Origin of the sequence: Spongiactinospora sp. 9N601 (genome assembly GCF_044326295.1) — a bacterium.
Classification (GTDB): domain Bacteria; phylum Actinomycetota; class Actinomycetes; order Streptosporangiales; family Streptosporangiaceae; genus Spongiactinospora; species Spongiactinospora gelatinilytica.
This window is the reverse complement of the sequence record NZ_JBIRBB010000003.1, coordinates 435,905-459,693: the sequence shown is the minus strand read 5'-3', so window position 1 is coordinate 459,693 and position 23,789 is coordinate 435,905. Positions and strand designations below refer to the sequence as shown.

General features: G+C 73.7%; 17 protein-coding genes. 9 read left to right on the top strand and 8 right to left on the bottom strand.

Translation table 11 applies throughout. From position 1 onward, the window contains the following. The first annotated feature begins 147 nt into the window (after positions 1 to 147). The 3 genes from ACH34R_RS09040 (at position 148) to ACH34R_RS09030 (ending at position 2,986) form a co-directional block, all read left to right on the top strand. Positions 148 to 1,344: a sensor histidine kinase gene (locus ACH34R_RS09040; protein ID WP_397560821.1), complete on the top strand. Its 1,197-nt coding sequence runs from the start codon at positions 148 to 150 to the stop codon at positions 1,342 to 1,344. Then, the gene (locus ACH34R_RS09035; RefSeq protein ID WP_397560820.1) at positions 1,341 to 1,970 is read left to right on the top strand and encodes a response regulator; all 630 of its coding nucleotides are present in this window, start codon (positions 1,341 to 1,343) and stop codon (positions 1,968 to 1,970) included. The genes ACH34R_RS09040 and ACH34R_RS09035 overlap by 4 nt, the downstream gene beginning before the upstream one ends. Before the next feature lie 83 nt (positions 1,971 to 2,053). Continuing rightward, on the top strand, positions 2,054 to 2,986 hold the full coding sequence (locus ACH34R_RS09030; protein WP_397560819.1) for a hypothetical protein: 933 nt from the start codon (positions 2,054 to 2,056) through the stop codon (positions 2,984 to 2,986). Between the two features lie 51 nt (positions 2,987 to 3,037). On the opposite strand, the gene ACH34R_RS09025 is transcribed toward ACH34R_RS09030, so the two are convergent. After that, entirely contained in the window at positions 3,038 to 6,733 is a 3,696-nt protein-coding gene (locus tag ACH34R_RS09025) for a S8 family serine peptidase (protein ID WP_397560818.1), read from the bottom strand. A 454-nt stretch (positions 6,734 to 7,187) separates the two neighbouring features. On the opposite strand from ACH34R_RS09025, the gene ACH34R_RS09020 reads away from it, so the two are divergent. Next, positions 7,188 to 8,588 (top strand): cytochrome ubiquinol oxidase subunit I, encoded by a 1,401-nt coding sequence (locus ACH34R_RS09020; protein ID WP_397560817.1) that lies wholly within the window; start codon positions 7,188 to 7,190, stop codon positions 8,586 to 8,588. A 12-nt stretch (positions 8,589 to 8,600) separates the two neighbouring features. Then, a complete protein-coding gene (cydB, locus tag ACH34R_RS09015; protein WP_397560816.1) occupies positions 8,601 to 9,530 on the top strand; it encodes a cytochrome d ubiquinol oxidase subunit II in 930 nt (309 codons plus the stop codon). 1 nt (position 9,531) lies between these two features. On the opposite strand, the gene cutA is transcribed toward cydB, so the two are convergent. The 5 genes from cutA to ACH34R_RS08990 all read right to left on the bottom strand — a co-directional run bounded on the left by cutA (position 9,532) and on the right by ACH34R_RS08990 (position 15,455). Then, on the bottom strand, positions 9,532 to 11,928 hold the full coding sequence (gene cutA / locus ACH34R_RS09010; protein ID WP_397560815.1) for an aerobic carbon-monoxide dehydrogenase large subunit: 2,397 nt from the start codon (positions 11,926 to 11,928) through the stop codon (positions 9,532 to 9,534). Next, positions 11,925 to 12,398 (bottom strand): (2Fe-2S)-binding protein, encoded by a 474-nt coding sequence (locus ACH34R_RS09005; RefSeq protein ID WP_397560814.1) that lies wholly within the window; start codon positions 12,396 to 12,398, stop codon positions 11,925 to 11,927. Before ACH34R_RS09005 ends, cutA begins: the two co-directional genes overlap by 4 nt. A gap of 247 nt (positions 12,399 to 12,645) precedes the next feature. Further along, positions 12,646 to 13,503 (bottom strand): FAD binding domain-containing protein, encoded by an 858-nt coding sequence (locus ACH34R_RS09000; RefSeq protein WP_397560813.1) that lies wholly within the window; start codon positions 13,501 to 13,503, stop codon positions 12,646 to 12,648. 103 nt (positions 13,504 to 13,606) lie between these two features. Next, entirely contained in the window at positions 13,607 to 13,825 is a 219-nt protein-coding gene (locus ACH34R_RS08995) for an RNA-binding S4 domain-containing protein (protein WP_111167366.1), read from the bottom strand. A gap of 31 nt (positions 13,826 to 13,856) precedes the next feature. Beyond that, positions 13,857 to 15,455 carry a PucR family transcriptional regulator gene (locus ACH34R_RS08990; RefSeq protein ID WP_397560812.1) on the bottom strand — a complete coding sequence of 533 codons (1,599 nt, stop codon included), beginning with the start codon at positions 15,453 to 15,455 and terminating at the stop codon, positions 13,857 to 13,859. 193 nt (positions 15,456 to 15,648) lie between these two features. On the opposite strand from ACH34R_RS08990, the gene ACH34R_RS08985 reads away from it, so the two are divergent. From ACH34R_RS08985 to ACH34R_RS08970, 4 genes are all read left to right on the top strand, one after another. Further along, positions 15,649 to 16,542 (top strand): DUF2877 domain-containing protein, encoded by an 894-nt coding sequence (locus tag ACH34R_RS08985; protein WP_397560811.1) that lies wholly within the window; start codon positions 15,649 to 15,651, stop codon positions 16,540 to 16,542. After that, a complete protein-coding gene (locus ACH34R_RS08980) occupies positions 16,539 to 17,006 on the top strand; it encodes a hypothetical protein (RefSeq protein ID WP_397560810.1) in 468 nt (155 codons plus the stop codon). Before ACH34R_RS08985 ends, ACH34R_RS08980 begins: the two co-directional genes overlap by 4 nt. 203 nt (positions 17,007 to 17,209) lie before the next feature. Then, the gene (locus tag ACH34R_RS08975; RefSeq protein WP_397560809.1) at positions 17,210 to 19,201 is read left to right on the top strand and encodes a protein kinase; all 1,992 of its coding nucleotides are present in this window, start codon (positions 17,210 to 17,212) and stop codon (positions 19,199 to 19,201) included. A 34-nt stretch (positions 19,202 to 19,235) separates the two neighbouring features. Further along, a complete protein-coding gene (locus ACH34R_RS08970) occupies positions 19,236 to 20,561 on the top strand; it encodes an MFS transporter (protein WP_397560808.1) in 1,326 nt (441 codons plus the stop codon). On the opposite strand, the gene ACH34R_RS08965 is transcribed toward ACH34R_RS08970, so the two are convergent. Continuing rightward, positions 20,536 to 22,170 carry a bifunctional 3'-5' exonuclease/DNA polymerase gene (locus tag ACH34R_RS08965; RefSeq protein WP_397560807.1) on the bottom strand — a complete coding sequence of 545 codons (1,635 nt, stop codon included), beginning with the start codon at positions 22,168 to 22,170 and terminating at the stop codon, positions 20,536 to 20,538. The genes ACH34R_RS08970 and ACH34R_RS08965 overlap by 26 nt on opposite strands. 53 nt (positions 22,171 to 22,223) lie before the next feature. Beyond that, positions 22,224 to 23,729, bottom strand: coding sequence for a metallophosphoesterase family protein (locus tag ACH34R_RS08960; protein WP_397560806.1), 1,506 nt, complete (start codon positions 23,727 to 23,729; stop codon positions 22,224 to 22,226). Positions 23,730 to 23,789: the final 60 nt, after the last annotated feature.

Genomic DNA, 23,789 nt, shown 5'->3' with positions numbered 1-23,789 from the left:
GACCACGGTATCGACCGGCACCGACAAACCTGGAAGGGGATCTGTGATGCGCAGTCCAGGCGGGTCAGGGCACGCTCGGGCCTTGGCGGCCCTCCCCCTCCCGATTCGCCCGGCGGCTGAAGCCGCCGGTCCCCTCGGGAGGATCTGATGGCGCGTCTGGTGCGGCGAGGCGAAGCGCGGTGGATGTGGCTGGGCGATCCGGACCGGCCCACGCTGATCAACGTGGTGTTCTGGGTGGTGCTGCTGGCCACGGTCGGCGATCACATGCTGCGACCGGCCGAGACCCTGTACTCGGTGCTGTTCGCGATCAACATCGTCGTCGTCATGGGCCTGTGGCTGGTGCTTCCGTGGCGGCCCGCCCCCCGCTACCGGTTCATCCCGCTGCTGTTCCTGCCGGCCACCATCGCGCTCGGCCTGACCGGTTCCTACGGCACCCACCTGCTGCTGACCCTCATCGGCACGGCCAGCATCGCCTTCGTGCACGGCATGCGCACGGCCGTCGCCGTGCTGGCCGGCATGCTCGCGTTCATCGTCGCCGGGACGCTGCTGTTCGACCGGACCATGCAGGAGGCGCTGTTGCAGGCCGGTGTGGTGGGGGTGTTCGCCATCTTCGTGCTCGGCATGACCTCGGCCATCCTGGAGGCGCGGCTGCGCCGGGCGGAGGCCCAGGCCCTGCTCGAACGGGTCCGTGAGCTGGCCGTGGCCGAGGAGCGGGCCAGGATGGGCGCGGAGATGCACGACTCCATCGGCCACCACCTGACCGTGATCAAGGTCGGCCTGGAGAACGCCGAGCGCTACCGCGAACGCCGTCCCGACGCCGCCTGGCAGGAGGTGCGCCAGGCCAAGGAGGTCACCGCGGAGGCGCTGGCCGACGCCCGGCGGTGGGTGCGCGCGCTGCGCCCGCTCGCGCTGGACGGGCGGGTCGGCAGCGCCGCGCTGGAACAGCTCGCGGCCTCGTTCGACGGCACGGGCCTCAGCGTCACCTTCGAGGTCGAGGGCCGGGAACGCCCACTCGACCCGGACGTGGAGCTGGTGCTCTACCGGGTGCTCCAGGAGGGGCTGACCAACGCGCTGCGGCACTCGGAGGCGCGGCAGGTACACGGACGGCTGACCTTCGGCGAGGACCGCGTGACGCTGGTCATCAACGACGACGGCAAGGGCGGGAAGCGGGACGGCCGGGACGGCGCGGGCGGGTTCGGGCTCCCGTCGCTGGCCGAGCGCACCAGGGCGCTGCGCGGCGTGCTCACCGCGGGCGACGCCGAGGGCGGCGGCTTCGAGCTGCGCGCCGAGCTGCCCGCCGGGACCGGGGCGGGCCCGCGGCCCGGAGTGGAGGTACGCCGATGACACGGGTCAGGGTGCTGCTCGTGGACGACCAGGTGCTGCTGCGCCATGGGCTGCGCAAGCTGCTGGAGATCGAGGACACCATCGAGGTGGTGGGCGACGCCGCCGACGGGCACGCGGCGCTGCGCGCGATCCCCGAATGCCGCCCGGACGTGGCGCTGGTGGACGCGCGCATGCCCGGGATGGACGGGGTGGAGCTGATCGGCCACCTGTCCAGGGAGCATCCGCAGGTGGCCGCGATCGTGCTCAGCACGTTCGACCAGGACGACTACATCTTCGGCGCGCTGCGCGCCGGCGCGGCCGGCTACCTGATCAAGGACTGCTCGCCCGACGACCTGGTCGCGGCCATCCGGCGGGCGGCCCGCGGCGAGACCGTGCTGGCCAGCCCGGTGGCCGCGCGGCTGGTGGCCGAGCTGCGCGGCGTACCGGTCATCAGCTCCGCCGGTCACGAGAAGCTGTCGGCCCGGGAGATCGAGGTGGCCAGGCTGGTCAGCGCCGGGGCCGCCAACAAGGAGATCGCGGCCCGCCTCTACATCACCGAGGGCACGGTGAAGAACCACGTCTCGGCCGTGCTGCGCAAGCTGGGCCTGCGCGACCGGACCCAGCTCGCCAGGCATTTCAACGGCTGACGCCGCAGGGGATCCTCCACGGGGACGCTCGCCGTATTACCGGTGATCCGTCTCATCCGGCCTGTTCGCAGGAGGTGGAGCACATGACCCGATCCGTCAGCCGATCCCCTACCGCCACCGTCGCCCTCCCCGGTCGTCCATGGCGGGTGGTGTGGATCAGCGCGGTGGCGGGATTCCTGCTCAGCGTCGTCTGGTCGGCCCAGTTCGTCGACCAGACGATCGGGGCCAACGTCGCGGGCACGATCCTCGGGCGCGACGCCGCCGAGGCGCCGATCGCCGGGATCCTGTCCGGTGTCGTGTACGCCTTCACCACCGGCCTGGCCGGGACCTTCACCGCCTGCAACATCGCCGCGCTGGGCGCGGTCGCGCCGATGCTGGGCGAGCGGAGCTCGGCTCTGGCGCGGGTGCGCGAGACGCTTCGGCCGCTCGGCTGGCTCTGCGTCGGGATGCTCGCCGTCTCCGGCGTCTACGGGGCCGTGGTGGGCTTCGTGGGCACGGCGATGCCGCAGTTCTCCACCGCGTCGTCCGCGTCCGGGCTGGTGCCGCGCAACGTGCAATCGATGGTGGTGTTCGGCCTGATCGGCCTGGTGTTCGTGTACCTGGGCCTGGCCTCGCTCGGGGTGGTCCCCGACCCGCTCGCCTCGGTCTCACAGAGGTTCCCGAACGCGCGCATGGTGCTGATGGGCGCGCTGATCGGCGGGTTCCTGATCGGCCGGCCGTTCGGGCTGTTCAGGAAGCTGTTCCGGGACGCGGCCGAGAGCCACAACCCGCTCTACGGGGCGCTGGCGTTCATGCTCCAGTCGGCGGGCAACATCGTGATCATGGCGTTGCTGTTCGTGGTGCTGGCGCTGGGCCTGGGCGACCGGACGCGGCGGTGGCTCGCCGCCCGGCCGGGGCGGGTCGCGCTGATCACCGGGGCGATCTTCATCACGGTCGGCGTGTTCACGGTCCTGTACTGGGACCTGCGGATGCTGGCCTTCCGTGACGTGATCTGGTACCCGGTGCTGTGGAAATGACGGCGCACGGCCGGGACACCGCTCGCCGCGGGGCCCCGGCCGTGGGTCCGGTCACTTCAGGGCGAAGGCCCTGATGACGGTCTGCTCGACCTTGGCGCCGGCCGCGTCCCAGGCGGTCACCCGCAGCGAGACGTGCCCGCCCCGGCGCCTGTGGTCGGCACGGACCGCGTAGCGGCCGTCGCCGCGCCGGTCCACGCGGACGTCGCTCCAGGTCGCCCCGTCGTCGTAGGAGAGCTGCATCTTGGCGCCCGCCACGCGCGGGGACGCCGCGCCCGTCGGGTGCCGCACGGTGAAGCCGAAGGTGTGGCGCCCGCGGGCCCGTACGGCGTTGCGCAGGTCCACGCCGAGGTCGTAGTCGATCCGCAGCAGCGGCAGCACCTGCCGCTCGGCGGTGTGCGCCGAGGTGAAGGTGTGGGTCGTCGCCGTGCGGACGGCGGTCCCCCACCACTGCTCGGTACGCTCGCTGGTCTGCTCCAGGCGGTAGGCGGCCCGCTCCGGCGGCATGGGCACGGCCGTGTTGTAGAGCCGGTCGCCCTCGTGCAGCAGCGTGCCGTCGCGGTACAGCCGCGCGCTGGTGCGGTCGCCCGGGGTGGACACGAACCCGAAGTGGTCGGGGTCGGAGTCGCCGAACTCGGGCAGCATGAACCGCGCGGTGTCGCCGGTGCGGACCGGCGGCAGGCCGTAGGGGGTGTAGCCGGGCGCGTCGATCCGCGGCTGGCCGGGGCCGCCCGGGGCGAACCAGTGCTCGGTGACCTTCTGCCCGGCCCGGTAGGTCCGGTCGCCGGTCATCAGCTCGCCGCGGCCGAAGCCGGAGCGGTCGGCGCGGACGCGCACCGAAAGGTCGCCGCCGGTCGTCCACTCGTCGCGGCTCATCGCCCCGTCGATCGGGGACGGCTTGATCGCCACGCCGCCCATGTACGGGCGGAAGCTGGCCCGCGAGACCGAGCCCTGCTCGTCGGCGGTGTCGTGATAGCCGGCCTCGATCCTGGCCATGGTCCGCGGCGAGATCTCGTAGCGCAGGTCGCGCGGCATGCCATCGTGCCAGCGGATCACGTCGTACCAGTAGGGGCTGACGGGCGTGCCCTCAAGGCGGACCCTGCGGGCCTTGCGCAGCTTCGCCGCCTCCTCGTAGCCGGCGGTGAACGCGGGGGCCCCGAGGTCGAAGCCCCAGTACGACAGCGCGCCATGCGGCTCGTTGTTGGCCAGTACCACGACGGCCACGCCCGCCGCGATGGCGCTCTCCACGGCCACGAACCCCGACCGTCCCGGCCGGTAGGTCAGCAGCGCGAGCCTGCCGCGCAGATCGACGCCGGTGAAGTCCTCGCGGGTGCCGCCGTCGAAGACCGGCAGGTCCAGCCGCCCGTCGAAGGCCGGGCCGTGTTCCATGTGGACCAGCCGGATCTTCTCGCCGCGCGGGATCGTCCTGGCGGTGGCGACCGGCGCGTACAGGTCCCAGCGGTGGTAGACCTCGAACCAGCCGGACTTCGCCTTGGGGATGGGCGCGGCGTAGGCGCGTTCGGTGGCCCGGGTCATCATCCACGACGAGTGCAGCCCGCCCCGGCCCTCGGTGCCCTGCCGGACGTGCCCGATGGTGACCTGGGCGTGCTCGACGGGCCGCGCGGTGGAGAGCTCGATCCGGCTCGCCCGGCGTCCGTCGATGCGCACGGTGGCCGGGCCGATGATCTTCACCTCCGGGTCGCCCGCGAAGACGAACTCGGCCGGGTGGATGCCGGGCTGCCTGCGCTCCAGCATGGTGGCCATCATCGAGTAGCGGCCCGCGGGGAGTTCGGCGCGCAGCGTGCCCTCGTCGGTGAAGGCGAGGTCGTGGAACTCGTCGGTGTCCAGGTTGAGGACGTCCAGGCCGGAGTCCGCGCCCGGCCTGCCGCCGTCCCGGTAGGCCGCGTCGATCTCCACGGGGTACAGCTCGGGGGTGACGGACTGGGCGACCGCGACGGAGACCTCGGTGCCGGGGGCGGTGGCCCGCAGGTGACCGCCGTAGCGGCCGTAGTCGCCCTTGGCGGGATCGACGGTGATCGCCACGGGGGTCCGGCCGCCGGCCGGGATCTCGGCGCGCGCGGTGGAGAGGGCGAACATGCCCGCGGGGGCGGGGGCGCCCTTGGCGTCGCGGACGTCCAGGGTGAGGTCCAGGGCGGCGGGGGCGGTGCCGGTGTTGACCAGTTCCACGGTCGCGGTGCGGGGCTCGCTACCGGCCATGGCCCGGGGCAGGCTGAGCGCGCCGGGCATGGCGTGGACGTGCTGGGACACCGCCCTGGCGACGTCCACCCGCCCCGAGCCCATCGCGTCCAGCGGGCCGTCCACCGGCTTGGCGGTCGAGACCAGCGCGGCCTTGAGCTGCGCGGGGGTCCAGTCCGGGTGGCGCTGGACGAGCAGCGCGGCGGCCCCCGCGACGTGCGGGGTCGCCATCGACGTGCCGTTCAGCGAGGTGTGCAGGTCGTCCACGGGGGTGCCGAGCGCGGTGCCCGCGGCCCGGGCGGCGACGATGCCGACGCCGGGCGCGGTGATCTCCGGCTTGAGCGCGTCGTCACCGAGGCGCGGTCCCCGGGAGGAGAACGAGGCGAGTTCGTCGGTCTTGCTCACCGCGCCGACGGTGAGCGCCGAGTCGGCGGCGGCCGGCGAGGCGACGGTCCTGTCCTGTGGCCCGGAGTTGCCCGCGGCCACCACGAACAGCGCGCCCGACTCCTGCGACATGCCGTCAAGAGCCCGGCTCAGCGGGTCCCGGCCGTCGCTCGGCTCGCTGGTGCCGAGGCTCAGGTTGATGACGTCCACGCGCTGGGCGGCGGCCCACTCCATGCCGGCGACGATCTGCGACAGCGAGCCCTCGCCCTTGGCGTTGAGCACCTTGCCGACGTACAGGGACGCGCCCGGGGCGACGCCCTTGCCCTTGCCGCCCGAGGCGGCTCCGCTGCCGGCGACCGTCGCGGCCACGTGCGTGCCGTGGCCGTTGCGGTCCACGGCGTCGGTGGTGTCGGTGAAGTCGGCCGTTTCGGCGACGCGGTCCTTGACGTCGGGGTGGGCGGGGTCGATGCCGGTGTCGAGCACCGCGACCTTGACGCCCTTGCCGTCCAGGCCGGCCTGCCAGGCGGCGGGCGCGCCGATCCGCGGCACGCTGTCGGCGAGCGTGGCCCGTACCGGGCGGTCCAGCCACACCTTGGCGTACGGCGCGGCGGCCCGGCCGCGCTCCCCCGCCGAGATGGCGTTCCAGAACTCGGCGGCTTTGGCGGGCGGCCGTTCCACGGCGGTCGCCGAGGCGCTGCGCAGCACGCGCGTGCGCCGCGCGCCCGCCGGGGCGGGCTGGGCGGCCAGCGTGCGGGCCGCGTCCTTGCCGTAGGTGAGGACCAGCGGCAGCGCCGCCCGGTGCGCGTCGTCGTAGCCTGCCTCGATCAGGCCGGTGACGTTGAACAGCTCGCGGTCCAGCCGGTCGGCGGCGAGCAGCGGGCGCGCGTCCGACGGCACCACGTACATGTCGCCGTGCCGTTCGGTGACCTTGAGGTCGGGCAGCGGGCGACCGGCCCGGCCGGGGCGGGGCGCGACCGCCTGCCGCCCGTCGGGGTAGGTCCGGACTTCGACGACATCGCCGGTGATCAGTGTCAGCGTGTGCCTGGACGCCGGTACGGCGGGCGCCGGGGCGGAACCTCCCGGCTCCGCGCCCGCGGGCGTCGCGGGCCCGAGGGCCAGGCCGGCGGCCAGCATGGCGGCCCCCGCCGTCACCGCGACGACCCGGGGCACACGGGTAACGCGGGAAAGTGGTCGCATCCTTGGGGTCCTCCCTGAATCCACGCGGTGTCCACGGGGGTGTGGCGCTACCACGCGGAGATCATGCTCAAGAAGAACAGATCTGCCGACAATCCCTTTTGACGGCGGTTATCCGTCATGTCGCCTTCTCGCCACCCGTCCGCCATGGCCTCGGGCTGGTCCACCGGCCGGTGTAGTCCCGGATCAGCCGAGCGGGTGACGACCGCGCGGGGGTCGCTCGCGCAGGATGTGAACGTGCGGCACGAGGGGGTTCGAGCCGCGCTGGAGGGGTGCCGCCGGGCGGGCCCGTGCCGGGGGCGCGGGTCCGCCGGCGGTGTGACGAAGATCGCAGCGGTTCGCGGCACCGCCCCGGCCCATTGCTCTACAGCTTGTAGTACTACTGAAGGTAGAACTACAGCTTGTAGAGCTTCGTTCGTGAGGGGGAAGATTGGAAGCCCTGGACCTCGCCCGGTGGCAGTTCGGAATCACCACCGTGTACCACTTTCTGTTCGTACCGCTGACCATCGGCCTGGGCGTCTTCGTGGCCGGTCTCCAGACGGCCTGGCACCGCACGGGCAAAGCGCACTACCTCACGCTGACCAAGTTCTTCGGGAAGCTGTTTCTGATCAACTTCGCCATGGGCGTGGTCACCGGCATCGTGCAGGAGTTCCAGTTCGGGATGAACTGGAGTGAGTACTCCACGTTCGTCGGCGACGTCTTCGGCGCCCCGCTGGCGATGGAGGCACTGCTGGCGTTCTTCCTTGAGTCGACGTTCCTGGGATTGTGGATCTTCGGCTGGGACCGGTTGCCCAAGCGCGTCCACCTGGCCACCATCTGGGCGGCGGCGATCGGCTCCAACCTGTCGGCGTACTTCATCCTCGCCGCCAACGCCTGGATGAAGCACCCGGTCGGCTACACCGTCGTGGACGGCAAGGCCCGGATGACCGACCTGTGGGCGGTGCTCACCAACTCCACGGCCGTCGCGCAGGTCCCGCACGTGGTGGCGGCGGCGTTCGTGGTGGCGGGCGGCTTCGTGATCGCCGTCAGCGGCTACCGCATCCTGCGCGAACGCCGGGCGGGCGGCGGCGCCGACGCCCGGACCTGGCGCAGCGGCCTGCGCGCCGCGCTGGTCATGACGGCGGTGGCCGGGGCCGTGGTGGCCGGCACCGGCGACATGTCGGCCAAGCTGCTGCACGAGCAGCAGCCGATGAAGCTGGCCGCCGCCGAAGGGCTGCGCCACGACGAGAGCGGCGCGCCGTTCTCCGTCGTGCCCGGCGTGGAGATCCCCGGCCTGCTCAGCATCCTGGCCACGAACGACCCCGGCGCGGTGATCCAGGGCACCGACGACATCCAGCGCCGCTTCGCCGCCGAGTTCGGGCCCGGCGACTACCAGCCGAACATTCCCGTCGTCTTCTGGTCCTTCCGGGTCATGATCGTGTTCGGCATGTCCACGGTGGGGCTCTCGCTGCTCGGCCTGTGGCTCACCCGCAGGCGCAGGCGCGGCGGCGAACGGCCGCTGCCCGCCTGGTTCGCCCGCCTCTGCCTGCTCGCCCTGCCGCTGCCCACGCTGGCGGTGATCGCCGGCTGGCTGCTGAGCGAGATCGGCAGGCAGCCGTGGACCGTCGCCGGCGAACTGCTCACCGCGGCCAGCGTGTCGCCCGGCGTCAGCCTGACCGAGGTCGCCGTCTCGCTGGCGGTCTTCACCGCCCTGTACGGCGTGCTCGCCGTCGCCGAGTTCGCGCTGCTGGCCCGCTATGTCAAGGCGGGCCCGCAGGAGGAGCCCGCCGTACGGCCGGGCCAGGGCGACGGCGACGACTCCCCCGCCCTCCAGCCCACCCTCATGTACTGATCAGGGGCACGCATGGATCTCACCACCGTCTGGTTCGTCATCATCGCCTTCCTGTGGACCGGCTACTTCGTCCTTGAGGGCTTCGACTTCGGCGTGGGGATGCTCGCGCCCGTGCTTTCCCGCGGCGAGGCCGAGCGCCGGCAGGTGCTCACCACCATCGGCCCGGTGTGGGACGGCAACGAGGTGTGGCTGATCACCGCGGTCGGCGCCATGTTCGCCGCGTTCCCCGCCTGGTACGCGGGCCTGTTCAGCGGCTTCTACCTGCCGGTGCTGCTCGTGCTGGCCGGGCTGATCGTGCGCGGCGTCGCGCTGGAGTGGCGCGGGAAGGTCGCCACGGCCCGTGAGCGGTCCTGGTGCGACGCGGCCATCTTCGCGGGCAGCGGGCTGCCGGCGTTCCTGTGGGGCGCGATCTTCGCCGCCGTGCTGGCGGACAGCGGCTTCGCCGCCCTCCTCGGCGGGGTGTTCACGCTGGCCCTCAGCCTGCTGCACGGCGCGGTGTTCCTCGCGCTGCGGACCGAGGGCCCGGTACGTCGGCGCGCCCGGCGGGCCGCGCTGACCGCCTCCCTGGCCGCCGTCCCCACCGGCGTGGTCGCCCTCTCCGCGATCCCCGCGGGCGGCTCCCCGCTGCTGTGGGCGGTCGCGCTGGCCGCGATGGCCGCCCTCGCCTCGGCGGTGGCGTTCGCCTGGCGGCGCCGGGAGGGCTGGGCGTTCACGGCGACCGCGGGGGCGATCGCGCTCGGCACGGCGGCGCTGTTCGGGGCGCTGTGGCCCGAGCCGCTGCCCGGGCTCACGGTCGCCGAGGCCGCCTCGGCCCCGTACACGCTGGGCGTGCTGACCTGGATCGGGCTGATCGCGCTGCCGTTCGTGCTGGGGTACCAGGGCTGGACGTACTGGGTGTTCCGCAAGCGCGTCGCCAGCGCCCCGCTGTCCAAGGTCGGCTGACTCACCGCCGCCGGGCGGCCTCCTCGCGCAGCCGGAACAAATCCGACGGTGACAGCGGCATCCGGTCGATCACGATGCCCTCGGCGTCCTCCACGGCTCCGGCGATGACCGCCGCCACCGGGATCACCCCCGCCTCCCCCGCGCCCTTGACGCCCAGCGGGTTGAGGGGGGAGGGGGTCTCCAGGTGGGCGGTCTCGATGTGCGGGATCTCGGTGGCGTAGGGCATCAGGAAGTCCATGAACGAGGCGTTGCGGAGCTGACCGTGGGAGTCGTAGGCCATCCGCTCGTACAGCGCGCCGCCGACGCCCTGCGCCACCCCGCCGTGGATCTGCCCCTCCACGATCATCGGGTTGATCAGCCGCCCGCAGTCGTGGACCACCGCGTAACGCAGGATCTTGATCTCCGCCGTGTCCGGGTCGGTCTCCACGATCGCCGCGTGCATCCCCGAGGCGAACGTCGAGCGCAGCGGCGAGTAGTACGCGCGGCCCTCCAGCCCCGGCTCCTCGCCCTCGGCGATCGGCGGCCGGTCCGGGTCGCCCGGCGCGGCGAACTGGGTGGCCCTGGCCGCCTCCGCGTCGAACGCGTAGCGCAGCGGGTTGGCCAGCGTCGCGACCGTGGCCAGCTCGATCGCCGCGCCGGGCGACCCGGCGACGCGGATCACGCCGTCCTCCAGCACCAGGTCGGCGGGGTCGGCCTCCAGTGCCTCGGCCGCGATGCGCAGCGCCTTCTCGCGGACCTTGCGGCAGGCGAGCGCGATGGCGCTGCCGCTGACCACCGCCGCCCGCGAGGCGAAGGTGCCGGTCGCGTAGCCGAGCCTGCGGGTGTCGCCGGTCACCACCGAGACCCGGTCCAGCGGCACGCCCAGCTCGCCCGCGGCGATCTGCGCGAACACCGTCTCATGCCCCTGGCCCTGTGAGGTCAGCCCGGTCGAGACGTGCACCCGCCCGTCGGGGGTGACCTGCACGTGGCCGCCCTCGTACGGCCCGACGCCGGTGCCCTCCACGTAGCAGCCGATGCCGATGCCGACCCGGCGTCCGGCGGCGGCGACCGCCTCCCGGTACTCGGCGAAGGAGTCCCAGCCGATCAGCTCCTTGATCATCCGCAGCGACTCGGGGTAGTCGCCGCTGTCGTAGATCAGCGGGCGGCCGTCCTGGAAGGTCATGCGCTGGTCGTAGGGGAACTCGCCGGGCTGGATGAGGTTGGCCGCGCGCACCGCCGTACGGTCCAGGTCCAGGTAGGCGGCGATGCGGTCCATCGTGCGCTCCATGCAGAACACGCCCTGCGGGCGGCCCGCGCCCCGGTAGGGGGTGACCTGCACAGTGTTGGTGTAGACGGAGGAGAACTCCACCCGGTAGGCCCCGATCCGGTAGGGGCCGAGCAGTTGGGTGGAGGTGACGATCGGCACGATGATGCCGTAGGGGGTGTAGGCGCCGTGGTCGTGCAGGATCGTGACGTCCAGGCCGAGCACCCGGCCCTCGCCGTCGAACCCCACCCGCACGAACTGCGCCTGCCCGCGCTCGTGCGAGGAGGCGACGAAGTGCTCGCGGCGGTCCTCGGCCCACTTGACCTCCCGGCCGAGCACCATCGCCGCCCAGGGGACCAGTACCTCCTCCGGCCACGGATGCACGAGCTTGACGCCGAAGCCGCCGCCCACGTCGGGGGCGATCACCTCCACCGACGGCAGCGGCAGGCCCAGCCGGGCCGCGATGGCCATGCGCACGCCGGTCGAGGTCTGCGTGCTGGAGTAGACGCGCAGCGAGCGGTCGTCGAGGTCCCAGCGGGCGAGCACGCCGCGGCCCTCCAGCGGCATCGGCGCGCTGCGCTCGATGTCCAGCCGGAAGGCGAGGGTGTACGGCGCGGACTCGATCACCTGCCGGGCCGGCACCCCGGCCGCCGACGGCACCTCCTGAACCAGGTGCGCCGCCACGTTGCCGGGCACGTCCTCGTGTACGGCAGGGCCGCCCTCGGCCGCCTGCTCCACGTCCACCACCGGCTCGCGCGGCTCGTAGTCCACGCGGATCAGGGCGCAGGCGTCCTCGGCCAGGTAGCGGTCGTCGGCCACCACCATCGCCACCGGTTCCCCCACGTGCCTGACCACGTCCTTGGCCAGCGGGCGGGCCGTGCGCCCGTGCGCGAGCGCCGGGTGCGGGATCAGCAGCGGCAGCGGCTCGGCGATCCGGGGCGGCAGGTCCTCGAAGGTGTAGACGGCCACCAGGCCCTCGACGTCGAGCGCGCCGGACACGTCGATGTCGCGGATGCGCGCGTGCGCGTGCGGCGAGCGCACGAACGCCGCGGCCAGCGCGCCGGAGCCGAGATCGTCGAGGTAACGCCCGCGCCCGGTGAGCAGCCGCGGGTCCTCTCGCCGGCCGACCGGCTCGCCGAACAGCTTGGCGGTCACGACTCCTCCGCGATCAGGTCGGCCGCGCGGTGGACGGCCTTGACGATGTTCTGGTAGCCGGTGCAACGGCACAGGTTGCCGGAGATGCCCTCGCGGACCTGCCGTTCGCTGGGCGCGGGCTCATCCCGCAGCAGGGCGGTCACCGCGCACAGGAAGCCGGGGGTGCAAAAGCCGCACTGCAGGGCGTGGCACTCGGCGAAGGCCCGCTGCACCGGCGACATCTCGCCGTCCGCGCGGGCGAGCCCTTCGACCGTGGTGACCTCGCGGCCGTCCACCGTGACCGCGAAGGTCAGGCAGGAACGGACCGGCTCGCCGTCCAGGAGTACCGTGCAGCAGCCGCACACGCCGTGCTCGCAGCCGACATGGGTGCCGGTCAGGGCGAGGTCATGGCGCAGGAAGTCCGACAGCAGCCGGCGAGGCGGCACACTGGCCGCACGCCGGACCCCGTTGACCGTCAGCGTGACGAGCAACCGGCCATGCGGCCCCGCGGGCGATGCGGCAGACGACCGGGACACCGGCTCACCAGACAGGCCACCAGACGGCCGACCCGACGACTCAACGAGCGATGCGCCCGGCGGGACAGACGGGGCGGCAGACGACCGGGCCAGCGGCTCGGCGGACGGCCGGACCGACGGGGCGGTGGGCGATGCGGCAGAGGGCCGGACCGACGACTCGATCGGCGATGCGGCAGGCGGGGAGGTGTCCGGGCCGTCCCGGTCAGGCATCGGCCGCCCTCCTCGACGCCTCGGCCAGCGCCCGCTCGGTGAGGACCCCGATCAGGTGCCGCCGGTAGGCGGCGCTGGCGTGGACGTCGTCTTCGGGCTCGATCCGCTCGCGTACGGTGTGCGCCGCCGCCGCCCGGTCGCCCGCGCCCGCCTCCGCCGTGACATCGACGACGACCGGGACCGGGCCGACCCCCGCGCACGCCACCCTGGCCTCCTCCAGCCCGAGGTCGGCGCGCATGGTGACCACCGCGGCCACCCCGGCCAGCGCGAAGTCGCCGTGCCGCCGCGACACCTCGAGGAAGGCGGTGCCGGTGCGCGGCGGCAGGGCCGGGAAGAACGCGGAGACCGCGAGGTCGCCGGGCCCGGCGGCCACCTCCAGCGGGCCGGTGAAGAACTCCCGGGCGGGCACGTCGCGCTCGCCGTCCGCCACGCTCGCCAGCCGTACCGACCCGTCCAGCACCGCCAGCACCGCGGGCAGCTCGGCGGCCGGGTCGGCGTGGACCAGGCTGCCCACCACCGTGCCCCGGTTGCGGATCACCGGGTGGGCGACGAGCCGCAGCGCCTGGCGCAGCAGCGGCTGGACGGCGGCGGCCTCCTCGGAACGCTCCACGCGCGCCTGCCGGGTGAGCGCGCCGACGCGCACCCCGTCCGGCCCGGCCGTCAGGGTGTCCAGCCCGGCGACGCGGTTGATGTCGACGACCGTGCCGGGGGCGGCGAGGCGCATGTTCAGCAGCGGGATCAGGCTCTGCCCGCCGGCCAGGACCTTGCCGTCCTCGCCCGCCGCGGCGAGGTCGGCGAGCGCCTGCCCGACCTCGCGCGGCGCGCGGTACGCGAATGGAGGTGGCTTCACGCTCCCTCCAGTACCCACGTCGCGGCGCGGTCCCCCGTCCCCCGGCCACGATCTTTCAATGGGATGATCTTCCATCGCGGAAGACGGCCGGTGATCGGCGCTGTCAGGTGGCCGCCACGACGCGGATCTGGAAGCCTTCGCCGGTGACGGTGTGCCCAACGCGGATCTTGCGGGCCTTGCGGAGCTCCACCTCGCCGTCGACCATGACCTCGCCCTCGGCGACCAGGTGCTTGGCCGCCCCGCCGGTGTCGGTGACGCCGCACACCTTGAGCAGGTCGCACAGCGGGATGTAGTCGGTCTCCAGCTCGAAGGTCTCGTTCACCCGGCCAGGATACGGCCCCCGGCGGACCCGCTCAGATGCCGCGCATGCGCAGCACGTGCAGCGCGAGGGTCAGATTGAGCCGCAGGTGGGCGTCGCCGGTGAATGCGCCCAGGATGCGTTCCAGCTTGCCGATCCGGTAGCGCAGGGTGTTGTAGTGGAAGTGCAGCCGCCGCGCGGTCTCGGCCACGTTCAGGTTGGTGTCCAGCAGGACCTGAAGCGTGCGGCGCAGGTCGGCGTTCTCCGGGTCGGCGTCGCCGGCCAGCGGGCCGAGCGTCTCGCGGACGAAGGCGTGCAGCTCCTCGGTGTCGCTGACCAGGGACAACAGCCGGTAGACGCCGAGCTGGTCGAAGTGGGCGACCGCGCCGGGGCCGTGCAACTGGCGGCCGACCCTGGCGGCCTTGAGCGCCTGGTTGTACGCCTCGGGCAGCGCGTCGGGGCCCGCCGCGGTACGGCTGGTGCCGGTGGAGAAGGTGGCGGGCGGGCTGTCGGCGAACGCGGCGGCGGCGTCCTTGGCGACGCGGGCCGTCTCGGCGGAGGCGTCCACGACGGCGACCACCTCGTGGGAGAAGCCGGCCACCGCGCCCTTGGGGTCGTGCCTGCGCATGGCGGCGGTCCAGGAGGCCACCAGGCGGTCCTGGGCGGTGCGCTCGTCGCCCTCGGGGTCCAGCTCGGCGACCATGACGATCACCGGCCGGGCGAGGTCCCAGCCGAACGCCTGGGCCCTGGCGGCGACCCGCTCCGCCGTACCGGCCCGGCCGGTCAGCACGTCGCGCAGGAAGTCGGCACGGTACTTGCTCTCCACCGCGTTGACCGCCTCCTGCCTGGTCACCACCAGGGCGGCGACCGTGGCGGCGCTCTCCAGGATGCCGACGTCGCTGTCCTGGATCGTGCCCGCCGGGCTGTAGGCGACCATCCGGCCGTGGTGGTGGCCGCCCGCCATGACCGGGACGGCGGCGATCGCCCGCCCCGCCGGGCCCGGGGCGGGCGGCGGGCCGCCCTCGGCCGCGAACCGGCGCAACGCGGCCACATGCTCCTCGGGCCCGGCGGCGGCGAGGACCTGCCCAGTGCCGTCGAGCGTGGCCACCGCCACGTCGAGCAGCCCGGCCACCTCCGCGCTGACCTCGCGCAGCCCTCCCCCGGCCAGCACCACCGCGACCAGTGCGCGATGCGCCTCCCCGGCCCTGGCCAGCACGGCGGCCTGCCGGTTCAGGATGTCGGTGAGCACCTGGTTGAGGATGTCGTCGAACCCGACGTCGTCCGGCAACTGGATCAGCGGGAACCCCAGCCGGTCGGCCTGCTCGACCATCTCCTCGGGCAGCACCTCCACATAGCGGCCCAGCTTGATGGCCATCGCGGCCAGGCCGCGCTCGTCGAGGTCGGCGACCAGGCGGCCGAGCGACTGCGGGGTGTGGCGCAGCGGGTAGCCGGTGGTGAGCAGCAGCTCGTGCGGCTTGACCCAGGCCAGGATGTCGGGGACCTCCATCACGTTGAGCCGCTGCACGATCCGGCCCAGCCCGGACTCTCCGGCGATCAGCCGCGCGCCGGTCAGGCTGGAGACGCCGAGCACCTCCCTGACCGACACGCCATGGATGATCGTGCCGGTGCTCGCCAGGCGCCCAGGGGGTCTCATGAGGGAATTTTGACCGATGGTTCCTCTGTCAGGAAGAGCCAACCATCGAGCCGACTGTTGGGCAGCTTTCTCCGTACGGGCGCCGGAAGCGCACGATCTACCGTCGGGCTACCGTCGGGTTCAAAGGTCACGCTCGGGGGGAGCATCCTGGTACCCGCTCGACGCGGGCCGTCCGGCAGATCAGGGAGGTCCGGTGACCGTTGGAACGCGCCCGAGAGCGCGGAGGGGGCCGATCCGCACGGGTCAGCCCCCGGCGCACATCTCCGGCGCCGCCAGCAGCGCGCTCCGGCCTGTCTTCGAGGCGCCGCGCCGCCCGGCGCGGGTCCTCGCCGCCTTTCCCACCGGGGTCTACCTGGAGATCCGGGCCGACCTGGAGCCGCGCGTGGTCGCCCTGGTGACCGGTGACGGGGTCCGGCTGCCCAACAGCGTGGTGCTCGGCGACCCGCTGCCCGGCGTCGCCGCCGGTGACGACGCCATGGTCGGCGAGGGCGCGATCGAGCTCGGCGGGTGCGTCCTGCGTCCCCGCCGCTGGTGGAACCCGGCGCCGCCGCTCGGCCCGGTCGATCCCGCCGCGCTGGCGCGGGCCGCGGAGATCATGGCCGTGGCCTGCGCGCGCAGCCCGCGCCGCCCCGGCCTTGAGGACACCGGCGCGGCCACCCTGCTGGCCGACGGATGCGCCAGCGGCTCCCTGATCCGGATGATCACCGCGGCCGAGCACCTGGTCGGGCTCGGTCCAGGCCTCACGCCGAGCGGCGATGACATGCTGGCCGGGCTGCTGGTGGCGCTGCGCGGGCTGGGCGGCGCGAGCGGCGCCGCGCGGGCCGTGTGGACGGCCGGCTGGCTGGCCGCCGCCGTCACCTTCGACGCGCGCACCCGTACCACGCCGATCTCGGCGACCTTGCTGCACTGCGCCGCCAGGGGCGAGGGGAGCGCCGAGGTCGTCGCGGTACTGCGCGGCATGTGCGGACGCCAGGCCCTCGAACCCGCCCTGGCCCGGCTGCTGTCGCTCGGCCACACCTCCGGCGCCGACCTCGCGTGGGGCCTGCGGGTGGGCCTCGCGGCCGTGCGGGGGCCGGCCGGGGCGTGAGCGTCGGCGCGGTGCCGGGGGCGGAGGCCGCCATCGTGGCGATGGCCACCGACCTCAACCTCGGGCTCGCCGCCGAACTGGCCTTCGAGCCGCCCCGCGCGCGCTCCTGCGACCTGCTCATCGCGATCAGGACGAGCTGCGGCGACGCCGCCGAGGCCGCCGGGCTCGGCGGGTTCGCGACGGCCGCCCCGGCGATCGTGCGCTTCGCCGGTGGCGAGGGGGCGGACGCGACCGCGGCCACCCGGTCGATGTACGAGATCACGCTCACCGAGCACCCCGCCTACCAGATCGACGTGGCGCTGGTGGCGCGCACCGGGCTGCCGCCCCTGATCCACACCGGCATCGCCGGGAAGGGCGCGGGAGTCGGGCAGGTGGGCGCGGGCCTGGCCGTACCGCCCCCGTCGGCGTTCGCCGCCGCGCTAGCGGCGCTCGCCGAGGCCGTACCGGGCCCCGGGAGCCGCTGACAGCGGGACGTACCCCCGTCACCCCAGCTCAACGGACATTTAGCGGTTTGCCGTCACAGTGGGTGGCATCGCCTATTAGCATCCCGATAGCGTGTCGAGCCACGCATTATTCACAAATCATTGGAATCAGCAGAGGGCCGATGTGGCGCTGATGCCGCCGGGCACGAGCGTTTTCATTTGGTTCCGGGACACAGGGGCCTGGTATGACCGATCGCACGCTGGGCGATCTCCCCTCCACGCCGCGAGGCGGTGACGGCGGGGGTCTCGCCGAAGGTCAGGGCCGGCTGGTGGGGAGGCGCTACCGCCTCGGGTCGCCGGTCGGCCGGGGCGGCATGGGGGTCGTCTGGCAGGCCCATGACGTGCTGCTGGACCGGCCGGTGGCGGTCAAGGAACTGATCCTGCCCTTCGGGCTCGACCACGCGGGCAAGCAGGTCGCGCACCGCCGGATGATCCGCGAGGCGCGCTCGGCCGCCCGGCTCAGCCACCCGGGCATCGTGACCGTCCACGACGTGGTCGAGGACGACGGACGGCCCTGGATCGTGATGGAACTGGTCCGCGCCTGGTCGCTGGAGCAGGCCGTGCGGGAGACCGGGCCGCTGCCGGTGGGCCAGGCCGCCGAGATCGGCATCCGGGTGCTCGACGCGCTGCGCCACGCGCACGACGCCGGGATTCTGCACCGCGACGTCAAACCGGGCAACGTGCTGCTGACCGCCGACCGGGTGGTGCTGACCGACTTCGGCATCGCCGCCATCGAGGGCGACGTGTCGGTAACGCAGACCGGGCTGCTGATGGGCTCGCCCGCCTACATCCCGCCGGAGCGGTTGCGCGGCCTGGCGATCACGCAGGCGGCCGACCTGTGGTCGTTCGGCGCGACGATGTACGCGGCGGTGGAGGGACGCCCGCCGTACGAGGGGCCGGACGCGGTGGCGGTGCTCGGCGCGGTGCTGACCGAGGAGCCGACCCGCCCGGAGCGGGCGGGTGAGCTGCTGCCGCTGATCGAGGGACTGTTGCGCAAGGACCCGGCGGCACGGCTGTCGGCGTCGCAGGTGTCGGACATCCTGGAACAGGTGCTGCGCGGCCACGGGTCCGCCGGACGCGCGTACCGGAACGCGGCGGGCCCGCCGTCCTACGAGGCCGCCCCGCCCGCGCATCTGCTGCCGCCGCTGGACCCGCCGTCGGGACCGATGCCCTCGCGGATCATCGAGACGCCCTCGGGGCCGGTCCGCGTGCCCTACGACCCGGTGACGGGCTTCAGCGGCGCCCCCGAGCCGGCCGGCGCGGAGCCGGACGCCTTCGGCGGGCCCTCGGGCGGCCATGCCGGTCTGGGCGGCCCCTCCGGCCCGCACCGCACCGGCTATGACTCACTGGCCAGCCCGTCCCAGCCGCTGCCTCCGGAGTTCGGCGGCCCGTCCGGGTCGCACCGCACCGGCTACGACTCGCTGGCCAGCCCCTCCCAGCCCCTGGCCGCCGACTTCGGCGGGCCGTCCGGGGGACACGACCTGCGCGGCGGCGGGCAGGCCCGCCGGCCCGCCCCCAAGGGACGGCACGACGGCGGCGAGCGCCCCCCGGCCCGCAACCCCGGCAGGGTCGAACGGCGGCCGGGGACGCGCGGGCGGCTGCTGATCGCCGGAGCGGGCCTGGCCGCCGTGGTCGTGGTGGCCGTGGCGCTCGTGCGGTCCGGCGCCGCGCCCGGCGAGCAGGCCGCCCCGCCCGTCCCGACCGCACAGTCCCCGACCAACGTCGTCGTGGGCGCCAAGGAGGTGCCCAAGGGCTTCTCGCTGCGCGAGAAGGGCGGCGTGGCCGCGGCTGTGCCGCGGGACTGGCGGGTCTCGGCCAAGGGCGGCCGGGTGACCTTCGCCGCCCCTGACGACACCGAGCAGACGGTGACCGTGGAAAAGGCCGCCCCCGCCGCGGACGGCGGGATGGCCGCGCTGCGCAAGGCGCGGGAGTCCACCGAGTTCACCGACTACATCCAGGTACGGCTGCAAGGCGTCACCTACGGGGCGTGGAAGGCCGCCGAGTGGGAGTACACGCACACGCTGTCCAACGGGGTGCCGATGCACACGCTGGTGCGGTACGTGTCGGTGGGCGCCGAGCGGGCCTACCGGATCACCTTCTCCATGCCCGACATGCGCTGGGACGACAGCGCGGAGATCCGGCAGACCTTCTTCGGCACGTTCGGGCCGGAGGACTGACCTTCCGAGGCCGGGCTGCTGGCACACTGCACTGGTGGCAGCAAAACCGACAAACCCCGAGAAACCCACCGATTCGGCTCTGGTGGCGGGCCCCGCCGAATCGTTCACCTCACCGTCGATCCGCGCCGCCCAGCGCCGGACCCTCCTGGTGCTGGTGGCCGCGCAGATCGTCGGCGGCATCGGGGTGGCCCTCGGGCTCAGCCTGAGCGCCTGGGTCGTCTACAAGCTGTCCGGTTCGGAACCGATCAGCGGCCTGGCCGGGACCGCCGGCGTACTCGGCGCGGCACTGCTGGCCCTGCCGGCCGCCAAGGCCGCGAGCGCGGGGGGCCGCAGGCGCGGACTCGCCCTGGCCTACGGCAGCGCCGTCGCCGGCTGCCTGGTCGCGGTCGCGGCCATCGCCGCCTCCTCCTGGCCGGGGCTGCTGTGCGGGCTGGTGCTCATGGGCGGCGGCAGCGCGGGGAACCTCGCGGCCCGCTACTCCGCCACCGACCTGTCGCCTCCCGGGCACGCGGCCAGGCACCTGTCCCTGGTGGTCTGGTCGGCCACGATCGGCTCGGTCCTCGGCCCCAACCTGGCCGAACCTGCCGAGGCGTTCGGGCCGCCGCTCGGCCTGCACCCGTGGGCTGGACCGTTCCTGCTGGCTGCGGCGGTCTTCGCGATCTCGCTGGCGGTCGTCTCGCTCGGCCTGCGCCCCGACCCGCTGCTGCTGGCCCGCCGCCTGGCCACCGCCACAGGCCCGGCCGCCCCCACCGAGGGCCGCGAACGCACGATGCGCGCGGCCTGGCAGGCCATCCGCGCGAGCGCCGCGGCCCGGAGGGCGCTGGCCGCCATCGCGGTCACGCACACCGCGATGGTGTCGATCATGTCCATGACGCCGGTGCACCTGGACCACGGCGGCGCCGGGATCTCGGTGATCGGGCTGGTGATCAGCCTGCACATCGCCGGGATGTACGCGCTGTCGCCGCTGGTCGGCTGGCTCGCCGACCGGATCGGCAGGCCCGCCGTCCTGCTGATCGGCATGGGCGTGCTGCTGGCCGCCGCGGCGCTGTCCGGCAGCGCGGGCGAACACGGCGTCGCCCAGATCACCGCCGGGCTCGTCCTGCTGGGCGTGGGGTGGTCGTGCGGGCTGGTGGCCGGTTCCGCGCTGCTCACCGAGTCGGTGCCGATCGAGCGGCGGCCCGCCGTACAGGGGCTCTCGGACCTGCTGATGAACATCTGCGGCGCGGCCGGCACGGTGCTGGCGGGCGCGATCGTGGGCGGCCTGTCCTTCGGCGCGCTGGCGGTGGCCACCGGGATCATGGTGACGCTGTGCGCCGCCCCGCTGGCCGGGACGCTCACTTCGCGTCCGCGTACCGGTTGACCGCGACCGCGTGCATGGGGAAGCGGACCGGGGTGTCGCCGAACAACAGCCGGCTCGCCTCGCGGGCGGCCTCGCCGACCGCGCCGACCACCTCATCGGCCTGCCCGGCCGGGCAGTGCACCATGACCTCGTCGTGCTGGAAGAACACCAGCCGCGCGGGGGCTGCCAGCCTGCCGCGCAGCACCGCGATCAGCACCAGGGCCCACTCGGCGGCCGTGGCCTGCACCACGAAGTTGCGGGTGAACCGGCCCCGGTCGCGCGCGGCCCTGGCCCCCTCGGGGCCGAGCACCAGCTCCCGCCAGCGCGGCGAGGGCGGCGGGGAGGTGCGGCCCAGCCAGGACCGCACCAGCCTGCCCTCCTCGCCCGCGCGGGCGGCGTCCTCGACGAACGCGTAGGCCATCGGGAACCGCTGGCGCATCACCGCGAGCAGCTTGGGGGCGTCGCCGCTGGTGCCGCCGTACATCGCGGACAGCATGGCGATCTTGGCGTGGTCGCGCTGCCCGCCGAACGCCTGGGCCAGCGCGGCGTACAGGTCGATCTCGCCGGCCGCCCTGGCCAGCCCGCGGTCACCGGCCATCGCGGCGAGGACCCGCGGTTCGAGCTGCGCGGCGTCGGCCACCACCAGCTTCCATCCGTCGTCGGCGACGACCACGCGGCGCATGACCTTGGGGATCTGCAGGGCCCCTCCCCCGCTGGTCGCCCAGCGGCCCGAGACCACGCCGCCCGCCACGTACTCCGGCCGGAACCGGCCGTCGCGCACCCATTGGTCGGCCCACGCCCAGCCGTGGAAGCTGTGCAGGCGGGCCAGCTCCTTGTAGGCGAGCAGCGGGGCCACGCCCGGGTGCTCGACCTGTTTGAGCACGTGGGAGCGGGTCGAGGGGACGCTGATGCCGGCCGACTTGAACGCCTTGAGGATCTGCTGCGGGGAGTCGGGGTTGACCGGCCGCCCGAAGGCCGCGCCGATCTGGTCGGCGAGGGCCTGGAGCCGGGCCGGGCGCATGCCGTGGGCGGGACGCGGGCCGAGCATCTCGGTCAGCAGCTCGTCGTGGACGTCGCGCCGCCAGGGCATGCCGTCGTGGCCCATCTCCGCGGCGACCAGCGCGCCCGCCGACTCGGCGGCGACCAGCAGCCGGAACCGGCGCGGGTCGGCGGTCGCGGCGATGCGCCGGATCTGGTCGTCGTACACGTCGGTGACGACGTCGATCTCCTCGGCGGGCGGGGCGGGGGGCTCGGTGTCGAACAGCGCCGCCTGGGCGGGCTCGGCCGCCTCGCGGTCTTCGGGCACCGGCAGGCCGTGCAGCCTGGCGTAGGCCGCGGCGGCCGACCTGGGCTCGCCGTACCGGCCCGCGTAGGCCAGCAGCAGCGACTCGGTGAGCGCGATGTCGTGGCAGCGGGCGGGGCGCACCCCCTTGGCGAGCAGCGCGGGGTAGATCTGCCGGGCGTCGGCCCACACCCAGCGCGGCGACTCCCCCCAGGGCCCCGCGCCGCCGCCCGGCTCGCGCGCATGGGCGCGCTCGGCCGCACGGACGGCCTCCCCCAGGTCGGGCACCGGGCCGCCCGGCCGGAGCACGCCCGTGCCGCCCGGACCGGCGGCCACCGCTATGTGCACACCGCAAGCCTGCCAGGTGAGTCCGACAATTCAGGCACACGCCCGGCCCATGTTCAGGTAAGGGGGATGCGGACCTCGTCTTCGAGCGGGGGGTCGATCTCCTGGGCGAGGCAGCCGGTCGCGGCGAAGCAGCGGATGCGCAGCTCCGCGGGGGTGACCGAGATGTGCAGGAAGCTCTTGAAGAAGGGCGGGGTGTCCCAGTCGGACAACTCCGACAGCCAGCGGTGGAACACGCGGCCCACCGGCAGGCGTAACGGCATCGGCCAGGCGCCGAGGAACCGCGCCGCCCAGCGCATCCGGCTGGTGATGCGGACCTCCTCGGTCACCGGCCGCACCGGGTCGTTGCCGATCTGCTCACGCATGATGCACGCCGCCTCGGCGGGCCGTAGGTACAGCCACTTCATCCGCAGCCGCTTGCTGTACAGGCCGCTGTAGAAGGACAGCGAGTCGCCGCGCAGCGGGTAGCAGCGGAAGTCGCGCTCGGCCACGCCGCCCACGGTGACCTTCCTGATGGTGTGCGTGGCGTGGGTGAACGCGCCCGAACCGCCCGCCACGATGTACTGGATCACCCTGCCGTCCACCGTGACCGGGTAGCGCTGGTAGTTGTGGATGTCGCCGCCGATCGCGGCCACATAGCGGTTGGCCGGGTCGCGGACCAGGTCATCGACCGTGCCGCCGCCCTCGATCGGGCAGGGTTTGTGCTGGTTGCGGGAGTAGATCGGCTTGCCGGTGATCAGCAGCTTGGGCTTAGGGCCCGCCGAGATCCGGCGCAGCCACTCGCCCTGCTCGCGGTCGAGGGTCCCCTCGATGCCGGTGTCGATGCCGACGATGACCAGGTTGTCGCTCTCCATGAACCAGTAGGGGCCCGGCTGCACGGCCTGCTGCTCGGGGAGCGGGCGCATCTCCCTCGCGCGTTCGAGGAGCTTTTCGTCGATCGGCTCGGGCTTGGACCAGAGCAGCCCGCGCAGCCCTCCCGGCGAGAGGCTGAACCCTTCCTCCTGGACCTTGAGCGGCGGCGCCTCGCAGAAGACCCGCATGAAGCCGCCGAGCCCGTCGTACCAGTCGTGATTACCGGGAATCGCGTATATCGGGGCCTTGTAGTCCTTGTACGGCCGATAGAACTTGTCGGGATATTCGTTGGCCGCCCCGGCCGGGTAGATCACGTCGCTGGCGATCACCGCGAAGTCGGTGTCCTGGCCGATCTTGAGGATGCCGGGCACGGTGGCGTACTGCGACGCGTCGCCCTCACCGGGATCGCCCAGCAGCAGGAAGGAGAAGCGCGGCCCGTCCGCGCGGTCGATCCGGCACTCCGGGTCGGCCCCCCGCGCGCGCTGCGCCCGCATCCATCGGACCCGCACCTTGCCGGAGGGATCGCCGAACAGCCCGGCCAGCACCTCGTTGCGGGAACGCCACAGGGTGCGCGGGTTGAACCAGGAGAAACCATCCCGATCAGGGCGAAGTGCCCGGTAAGTGCCGACCTCCGCGCAATCCCACCCCGCCCCCGCCTCGGAGACCCGTGATGACGCCTGTTTCCCTCGCTCCGCCGCCACTTCGACCATGACCATATTTTGACTCTTGGATTACCTCCGCGTGCGGGAACGTCGCGGTTGGTGAGCAAT